The sequence below is a fragment of the Sphingobium salicis subsp. salicis genome, from assembly GCF_049472635.1.
GTDB classification, from domain to species: Bacteria; Pseudomonadota; Alphaproteobacteria; order Sphingomonadales; family Sphingomonadaceae; genus Sphingobium; species Sphingobium yanoikuyae_A.
Genome location: NZ_JAYRCS010000001.1, coordinates 2,247,864 through 2,263,856, shown reverse-complemented (window position 1 = coordinate 2,263,856; position 15,993 = coordinate 2,247,864). Strand labels below are relative to the sequence as shown.

14 protein-coding genes are annotated in these 15,993 nt (G+C 63.4%); 4 read left to right on the top strand and 10 right to left on the bottom strand.

Annotation, left to right across the window (positions count from 1 at the left end):
• Nucleotides 1-9: 9 nt before the first annotated feature.
• On the bottom strand, nucleotides 10-1,167 hold the full coding sequence (locus VHN57_RS11025) for a sensor histidine kinase (RefSeq protein ID WP_278988697.1): 1,158 nt from the start codon (nucleotides 1,165-1,167) through the stop codon (nucleotides 10-12).
• 177 nt (nucleotides 1,168-1,344) lie between these two features.
• On the opposite strand from VHN57_RS11025, the gene VHN57_RS11020 reads away from it, so the two are divergent.
• Nucleotides 1,345-2,105, top strand: a protein-coding gene (locus VHN57_RS11020) for an IS5 family transposase (protein WP_278988698.1) whose coding sequence is annotated in 2 segments (ribosomal slippage) — nucleotides 1,345-1,678 and nucleotides 1,678-2,105 — 762 coding nt in all. Because the reading frame shifts where the segments join, the coding sequence is not laid out codon by codon here.
• Between the two features lie 564 nt (nucleotides 2,106-2,669).
• On the top strand, nucleotides 2,670-3,497 hold the full coding sequence (locus tag VHN57_RS11015; protein ID WP_423283829.1) for an outer membrane beta-barrel protein: 828 nt from the start codon (nucleotides 2,670-2,672) through the stop codon (nucleotides 3,495-3,497).
• A 46-nt stretch (nucleotides 3,498-3,543) separates the two neighbouring features.
• Here the strand turns inward: VHN57_RS11015 and VHN57_RS11010 are convergent, their stop codons facing one another.
• Both VHN57_RS11010 and VHN57_RS11005 read right to left on the bottom strand, forming a co-directional pair.
• Nucleotides 3,544-4,458: a formylglycine-generating enzyme family protein gene (locus VHN57_RS11010; RefSeq protein WP_278986381.1), complete on the bottom strand. Its 915-nt coding sequence runs from the start codon at nucleotides 4,456-4,458 to the stop codon at nucleotides 3,544-3,546.
• A gap of 83 nt (nucleotides 4,459-4,541) precedes the next feature.
• Nucleotides 4,542-4,916, bottom strand: a complete 375-nt coding sequence (locus VHN57_RS11005) for a YidH family protein (protein ID WP_270093131.1) — start codon at nucleotides 4,914-4,916, stop codon at nucleotides 4,542-4,544.
• Between the two features lie 557 nt (nucleotides 4,917-5,473).
• Between VHN57_RS11005 and VHN57_RS11000 the strand changes: the two genes are divergently transcribed.
• Together VHN57_RS11000 and VHN57_RS10995 are read left to right on the top strand one after the other, a co-directional pair.
• Nucleotides 5,474-6,235, top strand: a complete 762-nt coding sequence (locus tag VHN57_RS11000) for a DUF2092 domain-containing protein (RefSeq protein ID WP_210729761.1) — start codon at nucleotides 5,474-5,476, stop codon at nucleotides 6,233-6,235.
• Nucleotides 6,232-6,849: a hypothetical protein gene (locus VHN57_RS10995; protein WP_278986379.1), complete on the top strand. Its 618-nt coding sequence runs from the start codon at nucleotides 6,232-6,234 to the stop codon at nucleotides 6,847-6,849. The genes VHN57_RS11000 and VHN57_RS10995 overlap by 4 nt, the downstream gene beginning before the upstream one ends.
• 101 nt (nucleotides 6,850-6,950) lie before the next feature.
• Here the strand turns inward: VHN57_RS10995 and VHN57_RS10990 are convergent, their stop codons facing one another.
• The 7 genes from VHN57_RS10990 to VHN57_RS10960 all read right to left on the bottom strand — a co-directional run bounded on the left by VHN57_RS10990 (nucleotide 6,951) and on the right by VHN57_RS10960 (nucleotide 15,903).
• A complete protein-coding gene (locus tag VHN57_RS10990) occupies nucleotides 6,951-9,749 on the bottom strand; it encodes a TonB-dependent receptor (protein ID WP_278986377.1) in 2,799 nt (932 codons plus the stop codon).
• Between the two features lie 316 nt (nucleotides 9,750-10,065).
• Nucleotides 10,066-10,806: a winged helix-turn-helix domain-containing protein gene (locus VHN57_RS10985; protein WP_278986376.1), complete on the bottom strand. Its 741-nt coding sequence runs from the start codon at nucleotides 10,804-10,806 to the stop codon at nucleotides 10,066-10,068.
• Nucleotides 10,758-11,777 carry a sulfotransferase gene (locus tag VHN57_RS10980; protein WP_278986375.1) on the bottom strand — a complete coding sequence of 340 codons (1,020 nt, stop codon included), beginning with the start codon at nucleotides 11,775-11,777 and terminating at the stop codon, nucleotides 10,758-10,760. The genes VHN57_RS10985 and VHN57_RS10980 overlap by 49 nt, the downstream gene beginning before the upstream one ends.
• Nucleotide 11,778: 1 nt before the next feature.
• Nucleotides 11,779-12,936 (bottom strand): glycosyltransferase family 4 protein, encoded by a 1,158-nt coding sequence (locus VHN57_RS10975; protein ID WP_278986374.1) that lies wholly within the window; start codon nucleotides 12,934-12,936, stop codon nucleotides 11,779-11,781.
• The gene (locus tag VHN57_RS10970) at nucleotides 12,929-14,164 is read right to left on the bottom strand and encodes a glycosyl transferase (protein WP_278986372.1); all 1,236 of its coding nucleotides are present in this window, start codon (nucleotides 14,162-14,164) and stop codon (nucleotides 12,929-12,931) included. Before VHN57_RS10970 ends, VHN57_RS10975 begins: the two co-directional genes overlap by 8 nt.
• Nucleotides 14,165-14,304: 140 nt before the next feature.
• Nucleotides 14,305-14,793: a nuclear transport factor 2 family protein gene (locus VHN57_RS10965; protein ID WP_214866742.1), complete on the bottom strand. Its 489-nt coding sequence runs from the start codon at nucleotides 14,791-14,793 to the stop codon at nucleotides 14,305-14,307.
• A 120-nt stretch (nucleotides 14,794-14,913) separates the two neighbouring features.
• Complete coding sequence (locus VHN57_RS10960; protein ID WP_278986371.1) at nucleotides 14,914-15,903, bottom strand: L,D-transpeptidase; 990 nt, start codon at nucleotides 15,901-15,903, stop codon at nucleotides 14,914-14,916.
• Between the last annotated feature and the right edge of the window lie 90 nt (nucleotides 15,904-15,993).

Below are 15,993 nucleotides of genomic sequence, written 5' to 3'. Positions count from 1 at the left end.
CAGGCGGGGTCAGTCACATTGACGTCGGCGCGGTATGATCGCGGTGACGAGCGTGCCGGTGCCGGTGCGGCGGACTTCAAACTGGCCGGCGAGCGCCACGACGCGCTCTCGCATGCCAGACAGGCCGACGCCGACGATGTCGCGGCCCCGGCCGTTGAGGATATGTTCGGGCACACCCCGGCCATCATCCTCTATCTCCAGCGCGAAGCCGGTCTGGGTCCGCCGCAGTCGGACGACGGCGTGGCGGGCATTGGCATGTTTGTAGACATTGGCCAGCGCCTCCTGTGCGACGCGATAGAAGGCGATCTCCATGTCGGGATCGCGCTTGATCGGCCCCGAAAGGCAGCGAAATTCGACCTGGAGCCCGGACCGGCGGGCAAAGCCGCGGGTGAAATGGGCGAGGGCCGCCTCGATGCCATCTTCCGCCAGTTCGGGCGGGTGCAGCAGATAGCTGAGCGTCCGCACCTGGTCCTGGATCGCCTTGAGCGAGATTTCCATCGCCTGATAGGCGTCGCTGGCCTGCGGGCTCATGTCGCTGTTGCGCAGCGTCATGAGGTTGAACTGCATCAGGGCCAGTTGCTGGGCCGTTTCGTCATGCAGTTCACGGGCAATCCGCTTGCGCTCCTCTTCCTCCGCCTGCAGCATCGAGAGGTGGTAGCGACGGGGATTGGCGGTTTCGCTTTCCGGATCTTCATCGTCGAGATGGCTGAGGATGAACAGATCCTCCGTACCCGGCAGGCGTTCGCCATGGACGACCATGCGGATGTCCTGCCCGGCGAGCGGGAAGCTGATGGTCTGGCTGAAGGGCGTGCTGTGCTGGCAGAGGGCGGCGACATGCTCGCTCACGCTGCGGGCATCCTGCGGCGGCGCGCCGAAACGTTCCTTGACGGCATAGTAGCTCTGGCCCGCAACGAGATGCAGGTCGAGGCCGACGGCGCGCAGATAGGGCTGGCAGGCGCCATTGATGGCCACGATGCGGGCATCGCGATCCACCACCACGATCTTCACCGGAATGCTGTTGATCAGCCGTTGCAGATCGGCGCGGGACGTCGTCTGGGGCTGGCTTGGTGGAACCAGATAGATCGGGGCGGGAACTGTGGCACTGCCATGTTCGTCACCGAAAAATTCCGGATAATAGGGTGCCCCCGCTTGATGTGGTTCGAGCATGACGTCTCCCTCACCAGCTAAAATGCCCTGTATCATTCGACCGGGAGGAACATCCCAGCGCACAAAGATAATCTGCACGGCAAATACCGTGTGAAAATGGACTAGGCTCAGGACCTATTAAATCGCTTGCGGTGATAGCGAAGGGTTGATTCAATGACGGCGTGAGGAGACGTCGTGATGAGTGACCTGCTCTGGTTGTCGGAGGCGCAGATGCGCCGGATCGAGCCATATTTTCCGCTATCGCACGGGGTGCCACGGGTGGACGACCGTCGGATCATCAGCGGGATCATCTTCGTGATCAGGAACGGCCTGCGGTGGCGCGATGCGCCTGCCGATTATGGCCCGCCGAAGACGATCTACAACCGCTTCATCCGGTGGAGCCGGCTCGGCGTGTTCAACAAGATCTTCGCGGCCCTCGCGGCGAAGGGCGGCAAGCCCGAGCAGTTGATGATAGATGCGACCCACCTGAAAGCACACCGGACGGCGGCAAGCCTGCTCAAAAAGGGGATGTTCCCAGACGTATCGGACGCACCAAGGGCGGCCTGAACTCGAAGCTCCACACCGTCTGCGACGGCAAGGGCCGGCCGCTGGTCATGCTGCTGAGCGAGGGCCAGATGAGCGACTACAAGGGCGCTGCCCTGATGCTCGACGCCTTGCCTCCCGCCAAAGCCTTGCTCGGCGATCGAGGCTATGACGCCGACTGGTTCCGCAAAGCGCTTGCGGAGCGCAACATCACCGCCTGTATTCCCTCAAAGAAGAACCGGAAGGTGCCAATCCCGCACGACGCCGCGCTCTATCGTCAGCGCCACAAGATCGAAAACATGTTCGGCAAGCTCAAGGACTGGCGGCGCATCCACACCCGATACGACCGTTGCGCCCACACCTTCATGTCCGCCATCTGTATCGCCGCCGCCGTCATCTTCTGGCTCAATCAATGAGTCCTGAGCCTAACTAACGAGCGACCCTGTTATCAGGAAGTATACCGGGGGTAATTCTATGTAGCAATGGTTGGTGCCGTGTAAAAATCAGGTTTTTTGTTGCCTTGGAACGCCTTTTGCATCGACGGGTTGCTGGTGGGATTTTGGTATGAAACCTGCGGGAATAGGGCGTTTAACAGCGTTAATGGGCGGATGTACGGCATTGTATACTTTGAAAAAATATGGGTTTTGTGTATAATTTGGGACATAAGGAAATATACCTAGTGTCATGCTTGCAGCATGGTCGCGCCCCGCTTGCCGGTCCTGAGTCGGACATGGCTGATGGCTGGTTAGAAGCCGCGTTTGGCGAGCGGGTATTTACCCGGAGAGGGGCTGAACATGCTGAATGGTATTTTTCGCCGGCTTTCCAGATCGATGGCAATGACGGCATCGGGATAACCCCGGCATCATTCCCTGCACTCCTAGGCAATGACCCCGATGCCCAAGGTCCGCGCAAGGGCGCACAAGGACCAAGTGGTATGTTGCGATGCCGAACGAGCGGCCGCTGGCCATAGGGAGGACGATATGGGGCGCCACAGTATCAGGCTTGCTGGCATCTGTGTCATCATGACGGGGATAGTCACAGCGCCTGCGCATGCGCAGTCGCTCGACGACAAATATTGGGTCGAAGTGGGCGCTTATTGGCCATCGGTCAGTTCCCATGTTCGGGTCGCACCCGCGTCCAATCCGGATGGCGGCACGAATATCGACCTGGAATCCGACCTCGATCTCGACAAGCACAAGGCGTTGCCACAGGTCGCGGCGGGGATAAGATTGGGCGACAACTGGTCGGTGATGGGCGAATATTATTCGCTGAGCCGCAACGGGTCCAAGACGGTGGCGCGCGATATCACATTTGACGATGTCACCTATCCGGCCGGGGTGCGGGTGGAGAGCGGCTTCGATAGCGACGTCTACCGGCTGACCTTCGGCTATGCGTTCGTGAGCACCCCTGATACCCGCGTCGGCGCGGCGCTGGGGCTGCATGCGACCGATTTTACCCTGACGCTTAAGGGCGACGCGAGATTGGGTGAAACGCAGGTGAGCGGGACGCAGCGCCGCCGCAAGGCGCTGGCGCCGCTGCCGACGGTGGGGCTGTTTGCGACGCAGCGGATCGCCACCGACCTGACCCTGGGCGCGCGGGCGGATTATCTGTCGCTCAAGATCGACGATTATAAGGGGCGGCTGCTCAATGCCGAAGCGGCCATGACATGGCGCTTTGCCAAGAATGTCGGGATCGGCGCGATGTGGCGCTACGTCAATTATCGCGTCGATGTCGACAAGGATAACTGGGCCGGGCGAATGAAATATCGGTTTAGTGGCCCGGCGGTCTTCATGCAGGTCGGGTTCTGAGAAGAAAGGGCATCGTGCGGATCGGCACGACGCCCCTTTCTGCCTGTCAGGCCGCGCGGATCACGCAGCGAAAGCCGATATGGCTGGTCGAGGAGTCGATCGCCTGGGCATGGCGCGCGGCGGGGCGATAGCGCCGGCAATAGCTGGGCGCACAGAGGTGCGAGCCCCCCTTCAGCACACGGCGCGGGATGAGGATGTGCGGCTGCTGCGGGTCATAACTGGCCTCGCGCGCCTGGTTGAGCGGGTTGCGCGGCGCGCAGCAGGGGCGCGAGGGATCTGCCTGATGCCGGGCGGCGTAGAAATCCTCGGTCCATTCCCAGACATTGCCGATCATGTCCGACAGGCCATAGCCATTGGCGGGGAAGCTGCCGACTGGGGAGGTGCGTTCATAGCCGTCGATCAGCAGATTTTCTGACGGGAAATTGCCCTGCCAGAAATTCGCCATCGCCTTGCCATCGGGCAACAGTTCGTCGCCCCAGGCAAATTCCTGGCCATCGAAGCCGCCGCGCGCGGCAAATTCCCATTCCGCTTCCGTGGGCAGCGCCTTGCCGGCCCAGGCGGCATAGGCAGCGGCGTCGTCATAGGTGACATGGACCACCGGATGATCGTCGAGGTCATCGATCGAGGAGTCCGGGCCGAGCGGATGGCGCCAGTCGGCGTCGAAGACATAGCGCCACCACTGGCTCCAGTCATGCAGCGGCACCGGGCGTTCGGTTGGCGTGAAGACCAAAGAGGCGGGGCGCAGCATGTCCGGCTGGGCGCCGGGATAATCGTCCGGATTGGGCGCGATCTCCGCCGTGGTGCGATGGCCCGTCGCCTCGACGAAGCGGCGGAAGTCGCGATTGGTGACGGGGGTGGCATCGATCCAGAAGGCGTCGACCTCGACCGGATGGGCTGGCGCTTCCTCGGGATAATGATGGTCCGACCCCATGATGAAGCGGCCGCCGGGAATATGGATCATGTTGTCCGGCGCAGTGGCCGCAGGGGCGAGGGGGGATGGCACGGTCAACCGATACTCCTTGTCTGTCGATCCTGTTGATGCGCCTATACGGCGCGCGTCGCAATGGCCGCGAACAGAGCAATGCCGGCCACGCACATGATCAGCGCCATGACCAGCACCGGCCGGCCCAGATGAAACTGGTTGGTCTGCTTGAGGTCGGACAGCGTCATCCAGTAGCCCCATGTGCCAAGCAGGATGGCCAGCGTGCCCATGCCGGCGAGGAACAGGCCGATATGCTGCGGGCTCTGGGAATCGCCATGGCCCGTCTTCTCCGTCGCGGCGTCGAGAAATTTGTAGATGGTGAAGCCGAAGCTGAGCATCGAAAGCGAGGTGCGGATCCAGGCCATCAAGGTGCGATCGGCGGCCATGACGGTGCGCTTTGCACCCATGTCGGTCGGGAGTTTGGGAATGTCTTCCATGATGATCGCCGCTCCGTCAGCGAGAAATCTTGCGGTGATCCTAGGCGTCTCGTCGGGGATTGGCGATCATGATAAACCCTGGGACGGCACAGTGAGGATCTGTCCCCGGTGCGCGGCGCAAAGGGGCGCGGAGCGTCGGATAGCAGCATGTTATGGTCGCGCGGGATGACGGGCCTCGGCGCAAAAGGCCGATCAGGGCAAATCCCGACTTGGCCGGCCCCGGCGGCGCTCTAGCTTGATAGCGACAGGACAAGGCCGGGATGGTGCGCAAATGACCACCCGGCAGCAGGGATCGGCCGGGACTACCGGCCCATGAGATGACTGCCACCCATCCCCCCGGGTGTGGTCATGCATCAGGCGGGAAGAAGGACTGCACTTTCCGCCTGATGCTCCGTCAGGCTCAGGGGTTGCTCGGAAAGAAATGCGGCCAAATCGGCAATTATCCCGATGGGCCGCGTCGTGGGAACGGCGATAGTCGGCCGCAGCAAGGGAGATGGCGTCCAATGGCCGCATCGCGCATCTCGCCGCGCGTCCGATCCGGGCAGAAGGAGCTTGTGATGAGGTCTAGGATAAAATGTCTCTGTGTGCCGCTGGCGCTGCTGGCCGCATCGACCGCCCATGCGCAGACAGCCGCACCGGCGGCGGGCGTGGTCGAGCCGGCGGCGATGGACGCGATGGACAAGATGAGCGCCAAGCTGATCTCGCTGCCCGGCTTCGCGCTGAAGGCCGATGTCACGACCGAAGTGGTGCTGGATACCGGGCAGAAGCTGCAATTTACCGGTGCGCTGGACATTCAGGTCCACAAGCCCGACGCGTTCAAGATCGTCGCCACATCCGACATCCAGAACCGGGAATATTATTTCGGCGGCGGCAAGTTCACGGTGCTGGCGCCGCGCCTGAACTATTATGCCAGCGTGCCGGTGACCGGTTCGATCGGCCAGTCGCTCGACAGCCTGCGCACCACCTATGGTGTCGAACTGCCGCTGGCCGACCTGTTCACCTGGGGCACGGACCAGACGCTGCGCAGCCGCATAAAGTCGGGCTATGTCATCCGCCCCGAGACGATCGATGGCCGTACCTGCACCCATTATGCCTTCCGCCAGGAAAAGGTCGACTGGCAGATATGGATCGAGGACAGCAGCCAGTTGCCCTGCAAGATGGTGATCACCGACACGAATGATCCGTCGATGCCGCAATATAGCGCGCTGATGCGCTGGGACGGCAGCGCGCGACCGTCTGCGGCTGACCTCGCCTTCACCGCGCCGGCCGGCGCCAATCCGATCCGCATGGTCGACCTGAGCAAGGGAGAGGCAAAATGAGCATGGAGGCAAAACGCGGCCTGGCCATCATCGCGTCGCTTGCCCTGATGGCCGAACCGGTCGTCATCGGTCGGGTCATGCTGTCATCGGCGGCGCTGGTGCTGGGCATGACCGCTTCGACGGCAGAGGCGGCGCCGCCCCGGAACCGCGGTAATCGCGGTGGCGGCGGGCGCGCACGACCGGCGCGGCCCTCGGGTGGCGGCCATGCGGCGCGGCCGGGCAATTCCCATCCCGGCGGGCGGCCGGGCGTGCGCGGCGGATCGGTCAACAATGTCAATCACAACCGGCATCATAACACGGTCAATAATGTGCATGTGAATGTGGATCATGGCGGTGGACATCATGGTGGCGGTCCGGACCGCTACGACCATTATGATCATCATCGCCATGACCGGTGGGATGATGATTGGGACGATCACTGGCATCCGGTGGCGACCGCGGCCGCGGTGACGCTGACGGCGGCGGCGATCGGATCGATCGTGCGCAGCATTCCGCCGGATTGCTCGACTGTGGTGGTCAACGGCATCAGCTATTCGCAGTGCGGCAATAGCTGGTATCAGCCGCAATATGTCGGATCGTCGGTGCAATATGTGGTGGTCAATCCGCCGCGCTGAGGCGCCGTTCGATCAAAGGAAAAAGCGGCCGTCCGAAAGGGCGGCCGCTTTTTTGTGGGGCAGGTGCCGGACGGGCGAGGGGTGCCCGTCCAGCGGTATGATCAGAACTTGACCGAGGCGTTCACGAAGAAGGCGCGGCCATAGACGTCGTAGGTCGACGGATAGGTGTTCGACTGCTGCTGGTTGTCGCCCATGATCGGCGGCTTCTTGTTGAACATGTTGTTCATGCCCAGCGACCAGCCGAAGGTTTCCGTCGCCTGCACCTGGAGGCCGAGGTCGAACAGGTTGTAGGCCTTGATCTTCTCGACGGTATAGGTGGTCGTATCGTCGTCGTCGCGGACGCTCGACAGATAGCGATGGGTCAGGCCCAGGGTGATCGGACCGCTGCTCCAGGTGATGCGGTTGTTGAGCCGCAGCTTGGAATAGGGATCGCCGCAATAGACGCCGAAGCGGCCGGCACAGCTCTGGTTCAGTTCCGGGATCGCCGCGACCGGGTTCAGGTCGTAACGGATCAGGCGGGTGCCCGCGACGCGGAAGCTGAGCTTGCCGGTCTTGGCGCCGAACACGCCGAAGTTGAGCGGCAGGCTGTAGTTCATCTCGAAGTCCACGCCCTCGGTCTTGAGACCACCGGTGTTGGACAGGAGATTTTCCGCGCCCTCGATCGCATAGCTGTTCTCGTTGCGCGGCAGCAGCGAGCAATAGCTGCTGTCATAGGGCGTCCAGCCATTGGACTGATCGCCATAGCAGGCCTTGATGATGTTCGCGGTGCCCGGCGTCGAGATGTAATTGTCGATCTTGATATGGTAATAATCGACCGTCAGGCTGAAGCGCGGCAGGAAGCTGGGCTGGAGCACGACGCCCGCGGTCCAGGTGTCCGACTTTTCCTCACGCAGGTTCGGGTTGCCGCCGGTGATCGAGTCGATCTGTGAGCTGCCACCGTTGATGTCGGTGCCGAGCGCGCTCGACGGAACGCCGGTCGCGACGCAGCTGGCCGCCAGGCTGGCATTGGTGGTCGCGTCCTCGGTCGAGCAGGGATCGTTCGCGGTCGGGAAGTCCTGCGACTGGCCCGAATAGAGATCCGCGACGGTCGGCGCACGCACCGCCCGGCTATATTGGCCGCGGAAGGTGACGTCCTTGATCGGCGCATAGATGAGGCCGGCCGAGAAGGTGCCGACATTCTTCGCTGCGGTCGAGTAATGCGAGAAGCGATAGGCGCCGTTGAAGTCGAGCTTGTGGACCAGCGGCAGATCGGCGAGCAGCGGCACGTCGATTTCGGCGAACAGTTCCTTCACATTATAGCCGCCCGACAGGCGCTCACCGGCGTTGAAGCCGACGACGTCGCCCGAGGACAGGGCATAGTCCGGATCATAGCTGCCATGTTCGGAGCGATATTCGGCGCCGAAGGCGATGCCGGCCGGGCCGGCGCCCAGATCGAACAGATTGCCGTTGGTGACGGCGAAGCTGGCGACCTGTTCGGTCACGGTGCTGACATTCTTGACCGGGATCGAGATGAAGGCGGCGGCTTCGCTGCTGATATTGTCTTCGCCGAAGATGTTCAGCGGAACGCAGCCATTGCTGGTATCCGAACAGACCAGGTTGCCGTCGCTGTCATAGGTGGTCTTGAGCGCCTGCTCCACGCGGCTGCGCGATACGTTGCCGGTCTGGGTCTCGACCTGCTTGGTGCGCGAATAGCTGTAATAGCCGTCATAGTTCCAGTCGCCGGCAATCTGGCCCTTGGCACCGATCAGGGTGCGATAGGCGGTGTTGTCGACATTGGAGATGCGGGCGCCGACCTCGTTGAGGCGGCGATAGATGGCGGCAGTGGCATAGCCGTCGCCATCAGTGTCCGCGGCCGACAGCAGCGCCTGGGATTCCGGGGAAAGGAAGGAGGAGTCGACGTCGAGCGAGACCGAGCCGGTGAACGGCGTGGACGCGAGGCGGTTCTTCACCCGGTTGTTGATGAACTGACCCTCGGCATAGACGGTCAGGTGATCGTTGACGTCATAATGGGTCTGGGCGCTCAGCAGGATGCGCTTCTGGGGCACCTGCAGATAATTGTCCGGTGCATAGTTGTAGGCGTCGGTCGTTGCGTCATAGGCCGAATAGCTGCCGTCCTGGTTGAACTTATACTGGGTGCCGGACAGGGCGAAGCGGGTGCCGGGGATCGAGCCCGAGCCGCCGGCGGCCAGGCCGCCATCGCCGTCATCGGTATAGGCCTGCTTGGTGTAGCTGCGGGCCGACTGCTGGACGGCGTCGCGCTTCGTGTAGTCGATATAGAAGGTGGCGTTGCCGCGACCGTCGGCGAAATTGCCGCCCATCAGCAGGTTGGTGTTGAAGGTGCCGCCGTCGCCTGCCTGGTTGATGCGATAATTGGCGTTTGCTTCGACGCCGGAAAAGTCGCGCTTGGTCACGAAGTTGATGACGCCGGCGATCGCGTCCGAACCATAGACGGCGGAACGGCCACCCGACACGACTTCGACATGATCGATCAGGCCCGCCGGAACGGTGTTGAGATCGACGATCTGGTTGGAGTCATAGGAGACGTAGCGACGGCCATCGACCAGCACCAGGGTGCGGTTGGCACCCAGGCCGCGCAGGTCGGCCGTGGACACGCCGCCGCCCGGATTATTGGATGCTGCCGTCGTGCTGGGGATCAACTGGGGCAGGTCATTGATGATCGATTCGACATTGACCTTGCCGCTGAGCTTCAATTCCTGCGCGCTGACGATCGCGATCGGCGATGCCTGCTGCAGGTCGGGGCGAGCGATGCGCGAGCCGGTGACGACGATGGTGTCGCTGGTCGCGCCATCATCCGCCGCGCTGGTCTGCGCGAAGGCCGGGGTCGCCAGGCCGAGCAGGATGGTCGACGCCGAAAGGCGCCGCATGATGTGAGACGGCATGAAAATAATCTCCCTTGGGATATTTTATCCCGGTCCGCGCCCTGTTGGTTTGTCCTTGGGATGACGCGAGCCGATGGAGAGATTTGTATGCGTGCAACGAAGTGCGTCAACGCGATTTGCCGTGTTTCACAAAGGTTTAACAAAGCTGTTGCCAATAAAAAACAGATATGACGATAGTTTTGATTATGTTGCGAAATGTTGCGTATGTTTCACGTAATTTCATAATTTATGAAATGTCGTAATTATATTTGATTTATGACGAAAAAATCCCCGCATATTTTCATATGCGGGGTAATGGATCTGATTTTTATTGCGGTCAGTTGGCGGCGTTGCCAGCCGTGACGGGGTGGACGAAGATATAGCCTTCGTTGCGCACGGTGCGGATCGTCTGCCCCTTGAGCCCGCCGGCCGACAATTTGCGGCGCAGACGGCACAGCTGGACATCGATGGCGCGGTCATAATGGTCGCTCGACGCGCCATAGACCTGGTCGAGCAGTTGGTGGCGGTTCAGCACCTGGCGCGCATTGGCCACGAAGGCGCGCAGCAACTGATATTCGCCCTCTGACAGCGAGATGGTGCCGCCGCTCGGATCGAACAACTGGCGGGTGGTGAGGTCGAAGCGCCAGCCCTGGAAGGCGACCCAGCTATTGTCGCGCGGTGCCGTAGCCATGGTGCCGGCATCGGCCTGGCGGCGACGGGCGCGCAGGGCCGCATTGGCGCGGGCGAGCAGTTCGCGGGCGTTGCAGGGCTTGGTCAGATAATCTTCCGCGCCCATTTCCAGGCCCAGGATGCGATCGATGTCGCTGGTGGCGCGGCTGTGGATGATGACCGGAATGCGACGTTCGAACGCGAATTCGCGCAGCAGGCCGGCAGTATGCTGGCCCGGCATCATCGGTTCGGCGATCAACAGGTCATAATGACCCTCTTCCGAAAGGCGGCGCATGTCGGCAAGATTGGCGGCGGTGTCGACGTCGAAGCCATAGCGGCCGAAATAGTCCGACAGCGACGTCAGCAGTGCTGCGTCATCGTCGGCAAGGAGGATGTGGCTGTTCTGCATGATCGAGCATAGGACGGCGCCGGTCCGGCCATCCCGTCGCGTGATTTCGCGTCGCGGCATGTCTGTTGTTCCAGTCGGTCGGCAATGGCGGCCTCGCCATGCCGATAATAGTCGTTGAAATGGGCGATGGCGCCCTCGTCCAATATGTCGCGCATGCGCAGCGGACGGCCGAAGCGGCCCGAGGCATTGGCGCGGCGCAGCAGCTTGCGGCTGAGCCCATACCAGCCGGGCAGATGGAGCAGGCAGTCCTTGTCCGCGACGGCGCGCCGGGTGAAGAGGTTGGCCGTGCGAAAGGCCCAGAGCAGCAGCCGGCCGGGGGAGGGGTTGCGTGTGCCCCAGTCCAGCCGGTCGAGCGCGACATCCAGCCCGAAACGGGCGGCATAGGCGGCGGCGAAACCGCGCGGATCGGCGCGAAAATCCTCATAGCGGAAGACATGGACATTGTCCGCGCCGAACAGCCGATCATAATAAGCGATCAGCCGGGCATAGTCGAAATGTTCACGGCGGAAGCCGGGCGCCTCGTCCCGCTCCGGCGCCACCGGGCCTAGCCGATCGCGGCCGAACAGGTAGCGATGGACGCCGAAGGTGCCGCCGCCCTTCACATATTGGAGATAGGCGGACGCGATGGCCGAGCAGGGATCGCGCACGAAGATGACGATCTGCGCGCCGGGCAGCGTATCGCGGATGCGGCCGGCGACATCCTTGGAAAGATTGCCGGCCAGTCCGCCATTATGTAGCCCGCCGCTCAGATTTTCCTCGCACAGGATGATGTCGTCGCGGTCCTGGCCCAGTCTGTGGCGGGCCTGGTCAGGCTCGAAATGGAGCGCGCCGGCCTCCAGAAAGGCGGCCCGCGCAACGGCGCGGGGCAGGTAGCGACGATTGCGGACGGCGGGGTAGAAAATATCCTGGAACCAGGTGGTTCCGGTCTTGTGATAGCCGATATGGATGATGGGGGCCCTGTAGTTGCGCATCCTATCCTCCTTCGGTGAGTGCGGGCGTGCTGCGAGACGGGGCGGGGCGGCGGGTCGGCAATTCGTGCAGCACGAGGTGACAATGCCGTTCCCACGACAGGTTGTTCGCGGCCCAGATCCGCGCCTGATCGCCCAGTCGGCGGCAGAGCGCGGGATCGCGCGCCAGCAGCGCGAGCGCCGCGCGCAATGCGCTGGGGGAATTGCCGTCGACGACCAGGCCGGTGACGCCGTCGCGGACCAGTTCGGCCGGGCCGCCATCCGCGCCGACGATGCAGGCCAGCCCCTGTGCCATGGCATCGGCGACGCTGAGGCCGAAGCCTTCCACCTCGGCGCCATCCTCCAGCGCGATCTGGGGGTGGAGGAAAATGTCGGCCTCGCGATATTGCTCGGCCAGTTCCGCGTCGGAGACATAGCCGGCCAGCCGGACATGATCCTCCAGCTGGTGGCGGCGCACGGTCTGCTGGATGCGGATGCCGTCCACGCCGCGGCCGACGATGGTGTAGTGGAGTGAGGCTTCCTCGCGCAGGCAGGCGGCTGCGGCGTCGATCGCGGCCGGAATATTCTTGCGCGCGACGAGGCGGCAGACGGTCAGTATCTGGGCCGGCGCGGCGCCATTCTGGAAGGCGGTGGTGGGGCGGTCGGTTGGCATGCGGACACCGTTCCAGGCGACGATGGTGCGCGCGGCGAGATCGGGCAGGCGCTGCACCAGCAGGTCACGGGTGACGGCGCTGACCGCGACGATGCGCCGGGTGCGGCGCAGCACCAGCCGCAGCAGGGCGAAGGCACCGCCGGCCGGGCGACCGACTTCCCGGCCATGGATGGTCACGATGAGGGGGCGGGGAAAGGCGAGGGCAGGCAGGGCTGCGCGCCAAGTGCAGGCATGGATCGCCTGTGGGCGCTCACCACGCAGCCAGGCGCCGGCCATGGCGCGGAACAGCCGGCCATAGACCCGCATGCGCGAAGTCGGGCCGACATCGATCAGTTCGACGCCGTCGCTGCTGACCCGGCGCGGACCGGCCGAGGATTTGGTGAACAGGGTGACGCGCCAGCCCAGCGCGGCATAGGCGCGGGCGGTTTCGGCCACATAGGTCTGGACCCCGCCCTCATCGGGGGCATGGACGCGGGCGACGAGCCAGAGGCGACGATCGGCATCAGCCATGGCGCAGTGCCTCCCGCAGCTTATAGGGTGTCGGAACAGGCCGCGCTGCTGGTGCGCCGCGCGTCAGATAATCCGCGACCGCCCTGGCCGCGCGCGCCGAGGCGGGCGCGCCGCCGCTGGCGAAGGTATCGGACAGGCCGCGTCGCTGGGCGGCGTCATACATGCCATGGGCGGCCATGGCGGCGGCGACCTTGTCCGGGATGCGATCGGCGGATTCATGGACCGGGCCATAATGCCAATGGGCATAATTGGGATCGTCGCGCCACTGTGCGGCATGGCCGTTGAGGAACAGGCAGGGGCGCGGCGTGGCGATGAATTCATAGATCTGGCTCGACACGTCGCCGATATAGGCGGCGGCGAGCTGGACATAGCTCATGTCGACGCTTGCCCGGCTGCCCAGGTCGACATGGATATGCGGCAGGCCGGCAAACTCGGTCAGCATGCGCTCGGCCGCGGCGCGCTTGCGGCGATTGTCGAACAGGCGGACATGGGGCGCGACGATCAGGTTGAACCGGTCATCGGCCGCGAACTGGCGCAGCACATCCATGCCCATCGCCTGCCAGGAGGAGAGGCGCGGCGAGAAATGCGGGTTGTAGAGGATGATCGGGCGATTGTCGGTGAAGGGGCTGGCCGGGCGCTGGCCCTGGGTCAGGTCGAACTTGCCATAGCCGGCAATGGCGTAATGATCCTCGCGGATCAGGCCCTGTGCCAGCATCCGGCGGCGCTGCTTCTCGCCCGCCAGCAGGACGAAGTCGAACAGGGCGATGCGCGGATCATAGCCGACCGCGCGGTCGCCCGCGCCATGACAGGTATGGATGAAGCGGCTGTCCGCCAGTCCGAGCCGGCGCAGCAGCAGCGAGGTGCGTTCGGGCACGACGATCGCGTCATAGCGGGCGAGGCGGCTGCGGGCGGCGAGGAGGGTGGCGAGCTTGGGCGGGCTGGCGTGGCCCGACAGATGGGACAGGGTGCGCAGCCAGATATTGTCGAGATGGATGAAGTTCAGCCGGCCGCCGCCATGACGGGCTGCCAGGTCGCGGGCCAGCGCAATATGATCGGCGCCGGCGGCGATGATATCGACGCGAAAGCGCGGATCATGCGACAATTCCAGTGCCAGCGGCATGGCGTGCAGAAGATGATGGATCTGCGCGTTGAAGAAGAAGCAGATCGACTGCGTCTTCCTGTCTGTCTTTTCGATCCGGGCCGGGAAATTGATCGGCTGTTGTATCACGCTGCACTCCGGGTCTGACGCTGGTCAGGCGGAGTGTCTGCGTGTGATTTTGCCCGGCGATTTCAGATTGCGGCGATGTCTGTAACATTGTGCGCGGGGTTCGGCATTTCCATGTCAGCCCTGCCCGGCGGCGAACTTCCCTATTTCCGGACGACGGCGGCGTTGAGGAACGGATCATTGCCGATGAACATCGGCGTGCTGTCGAACAGCGCGATGCGCCATTCGCCGTCCGCATCCCGGCGGAATTCCATGCGGCAATCGGCGACGATGGTCGGGCCGACCAGGTTCAGGATCGGCGCCTTGCCCTCACCGGAATAATTGACCAGCATGAACTGCGCGCTGCCATGGTCGGCGGCCGGGAATTGAATGCGCATATTGGTGATGGTGTGCCGCTGGGTGCGGACACCATCCTTTTGCTGGGTGGCGACGCGCTCGTTGCGGGCGGTGTAGAAGGCGGTGATGGGGCCATGGCCCTGATGCAGCGTACCGCCGACCAGATAATGGCAATCGTCGGTGCAGAGCGGCGCGACGTTCATGCCGCCGTTGAGGTCGAGATCATAGCCCCAGTCGATCACCAACTGCTCGATTTCCAGCGCGGCAATGGCGGTTTCGGCGGTGAAGCGGGGCATTATCCTCATCCTTTCCTATGGCATGCAGCTCTTTCCGACAGCTTGTGCGCATGGGGATGGGCGCCCGCAAGCATAGAGGGCTCCGCCGTGGCGATGCTTGGCAGTGGGGTGAGGCGCCGGTCAGGGCTGGGGGGCGACGGCGTCCATGATCGTGAGCTTCTCGCCGGTCGAGGCGCCGACGCTGGAGTCGGTGACGAGGATGGTGGTGCCCGGCTTCAACTGGCTGCGGATCTTGTCGTAGAAGCCGCGCGGCAGGCGCACCCGGTTCAGCACCGCTTCGTCCACGACATTCTCGACATCATTTTCATGGCCCGGCAGGCCGACATAGAGCCAATGGGTCTTGCCATCCTTGCCCGTGGTGAGGGTGATGACATGGGAGCCGGGATCGCCCTCCTTGATCTCGGCGACGCTGCGGCCGATTTCCGTGCCGTTGCGCAGCACGACGATCCGCTGCTCCTTCTTGGAGACGATGATGGTCAGCGGGCCGCTGGTCGCCAGTTCGGGTTGCCAGCGATATTCCTCATCCTTGAGCGGGCGATATTCGACCTGCTCGCCCTTGTCGTTGATCGGCGACAAGAGGCTTGCCTGGCTGGTGCGCATATGGGTGGCGGCATTGCCCTGAACCACCACGGTCGCGCCCAGGCTGGTGATGGCGAAGAGTTCCTGCGAGAATTTATAGGGCAGGTGGATGCAGCCATGGCTTTCGGGATAGCCCGGCAGGCCGCCGGCATGGAGCGCGACGCCGTCCCAGGTCAGGCGCTGCTGATAGGGCATGGGCGCGTTATTATAGGTGCTGGACCGATGGTCCTTGTCCTTTTGCAGGATGGTGAAGACGCCGGTGGGCGTTGCATGGCCTTCCTTGCCCGAGGAGATGGTGGACACGGCGATGCGCACGCCATTGCGATAGACGGTCGCGATCTGGCGCGAGAGATCGACATAGACGAGCAGCGGCCCGGTCGGCGATACCTGTGGCGCCCAGACCCATTGGCCGGGCTTCAGATTGTCGGCGCGGCGGGCAAATTCCGGCGGCGATGTGGCGCGATCGCCCTGGGCGAGGGCGGGGTGGGGGAGCAGAAGTAAGGCGCAAAACAGGCGGCCATGGCGAACCATATTGTGGCAATTCATCTGCACATCGTGTCCCCCTGACTATCGTTTGGCAGGGATATCTTCGATACCCGTGCAAATCCATAGGGGACGACC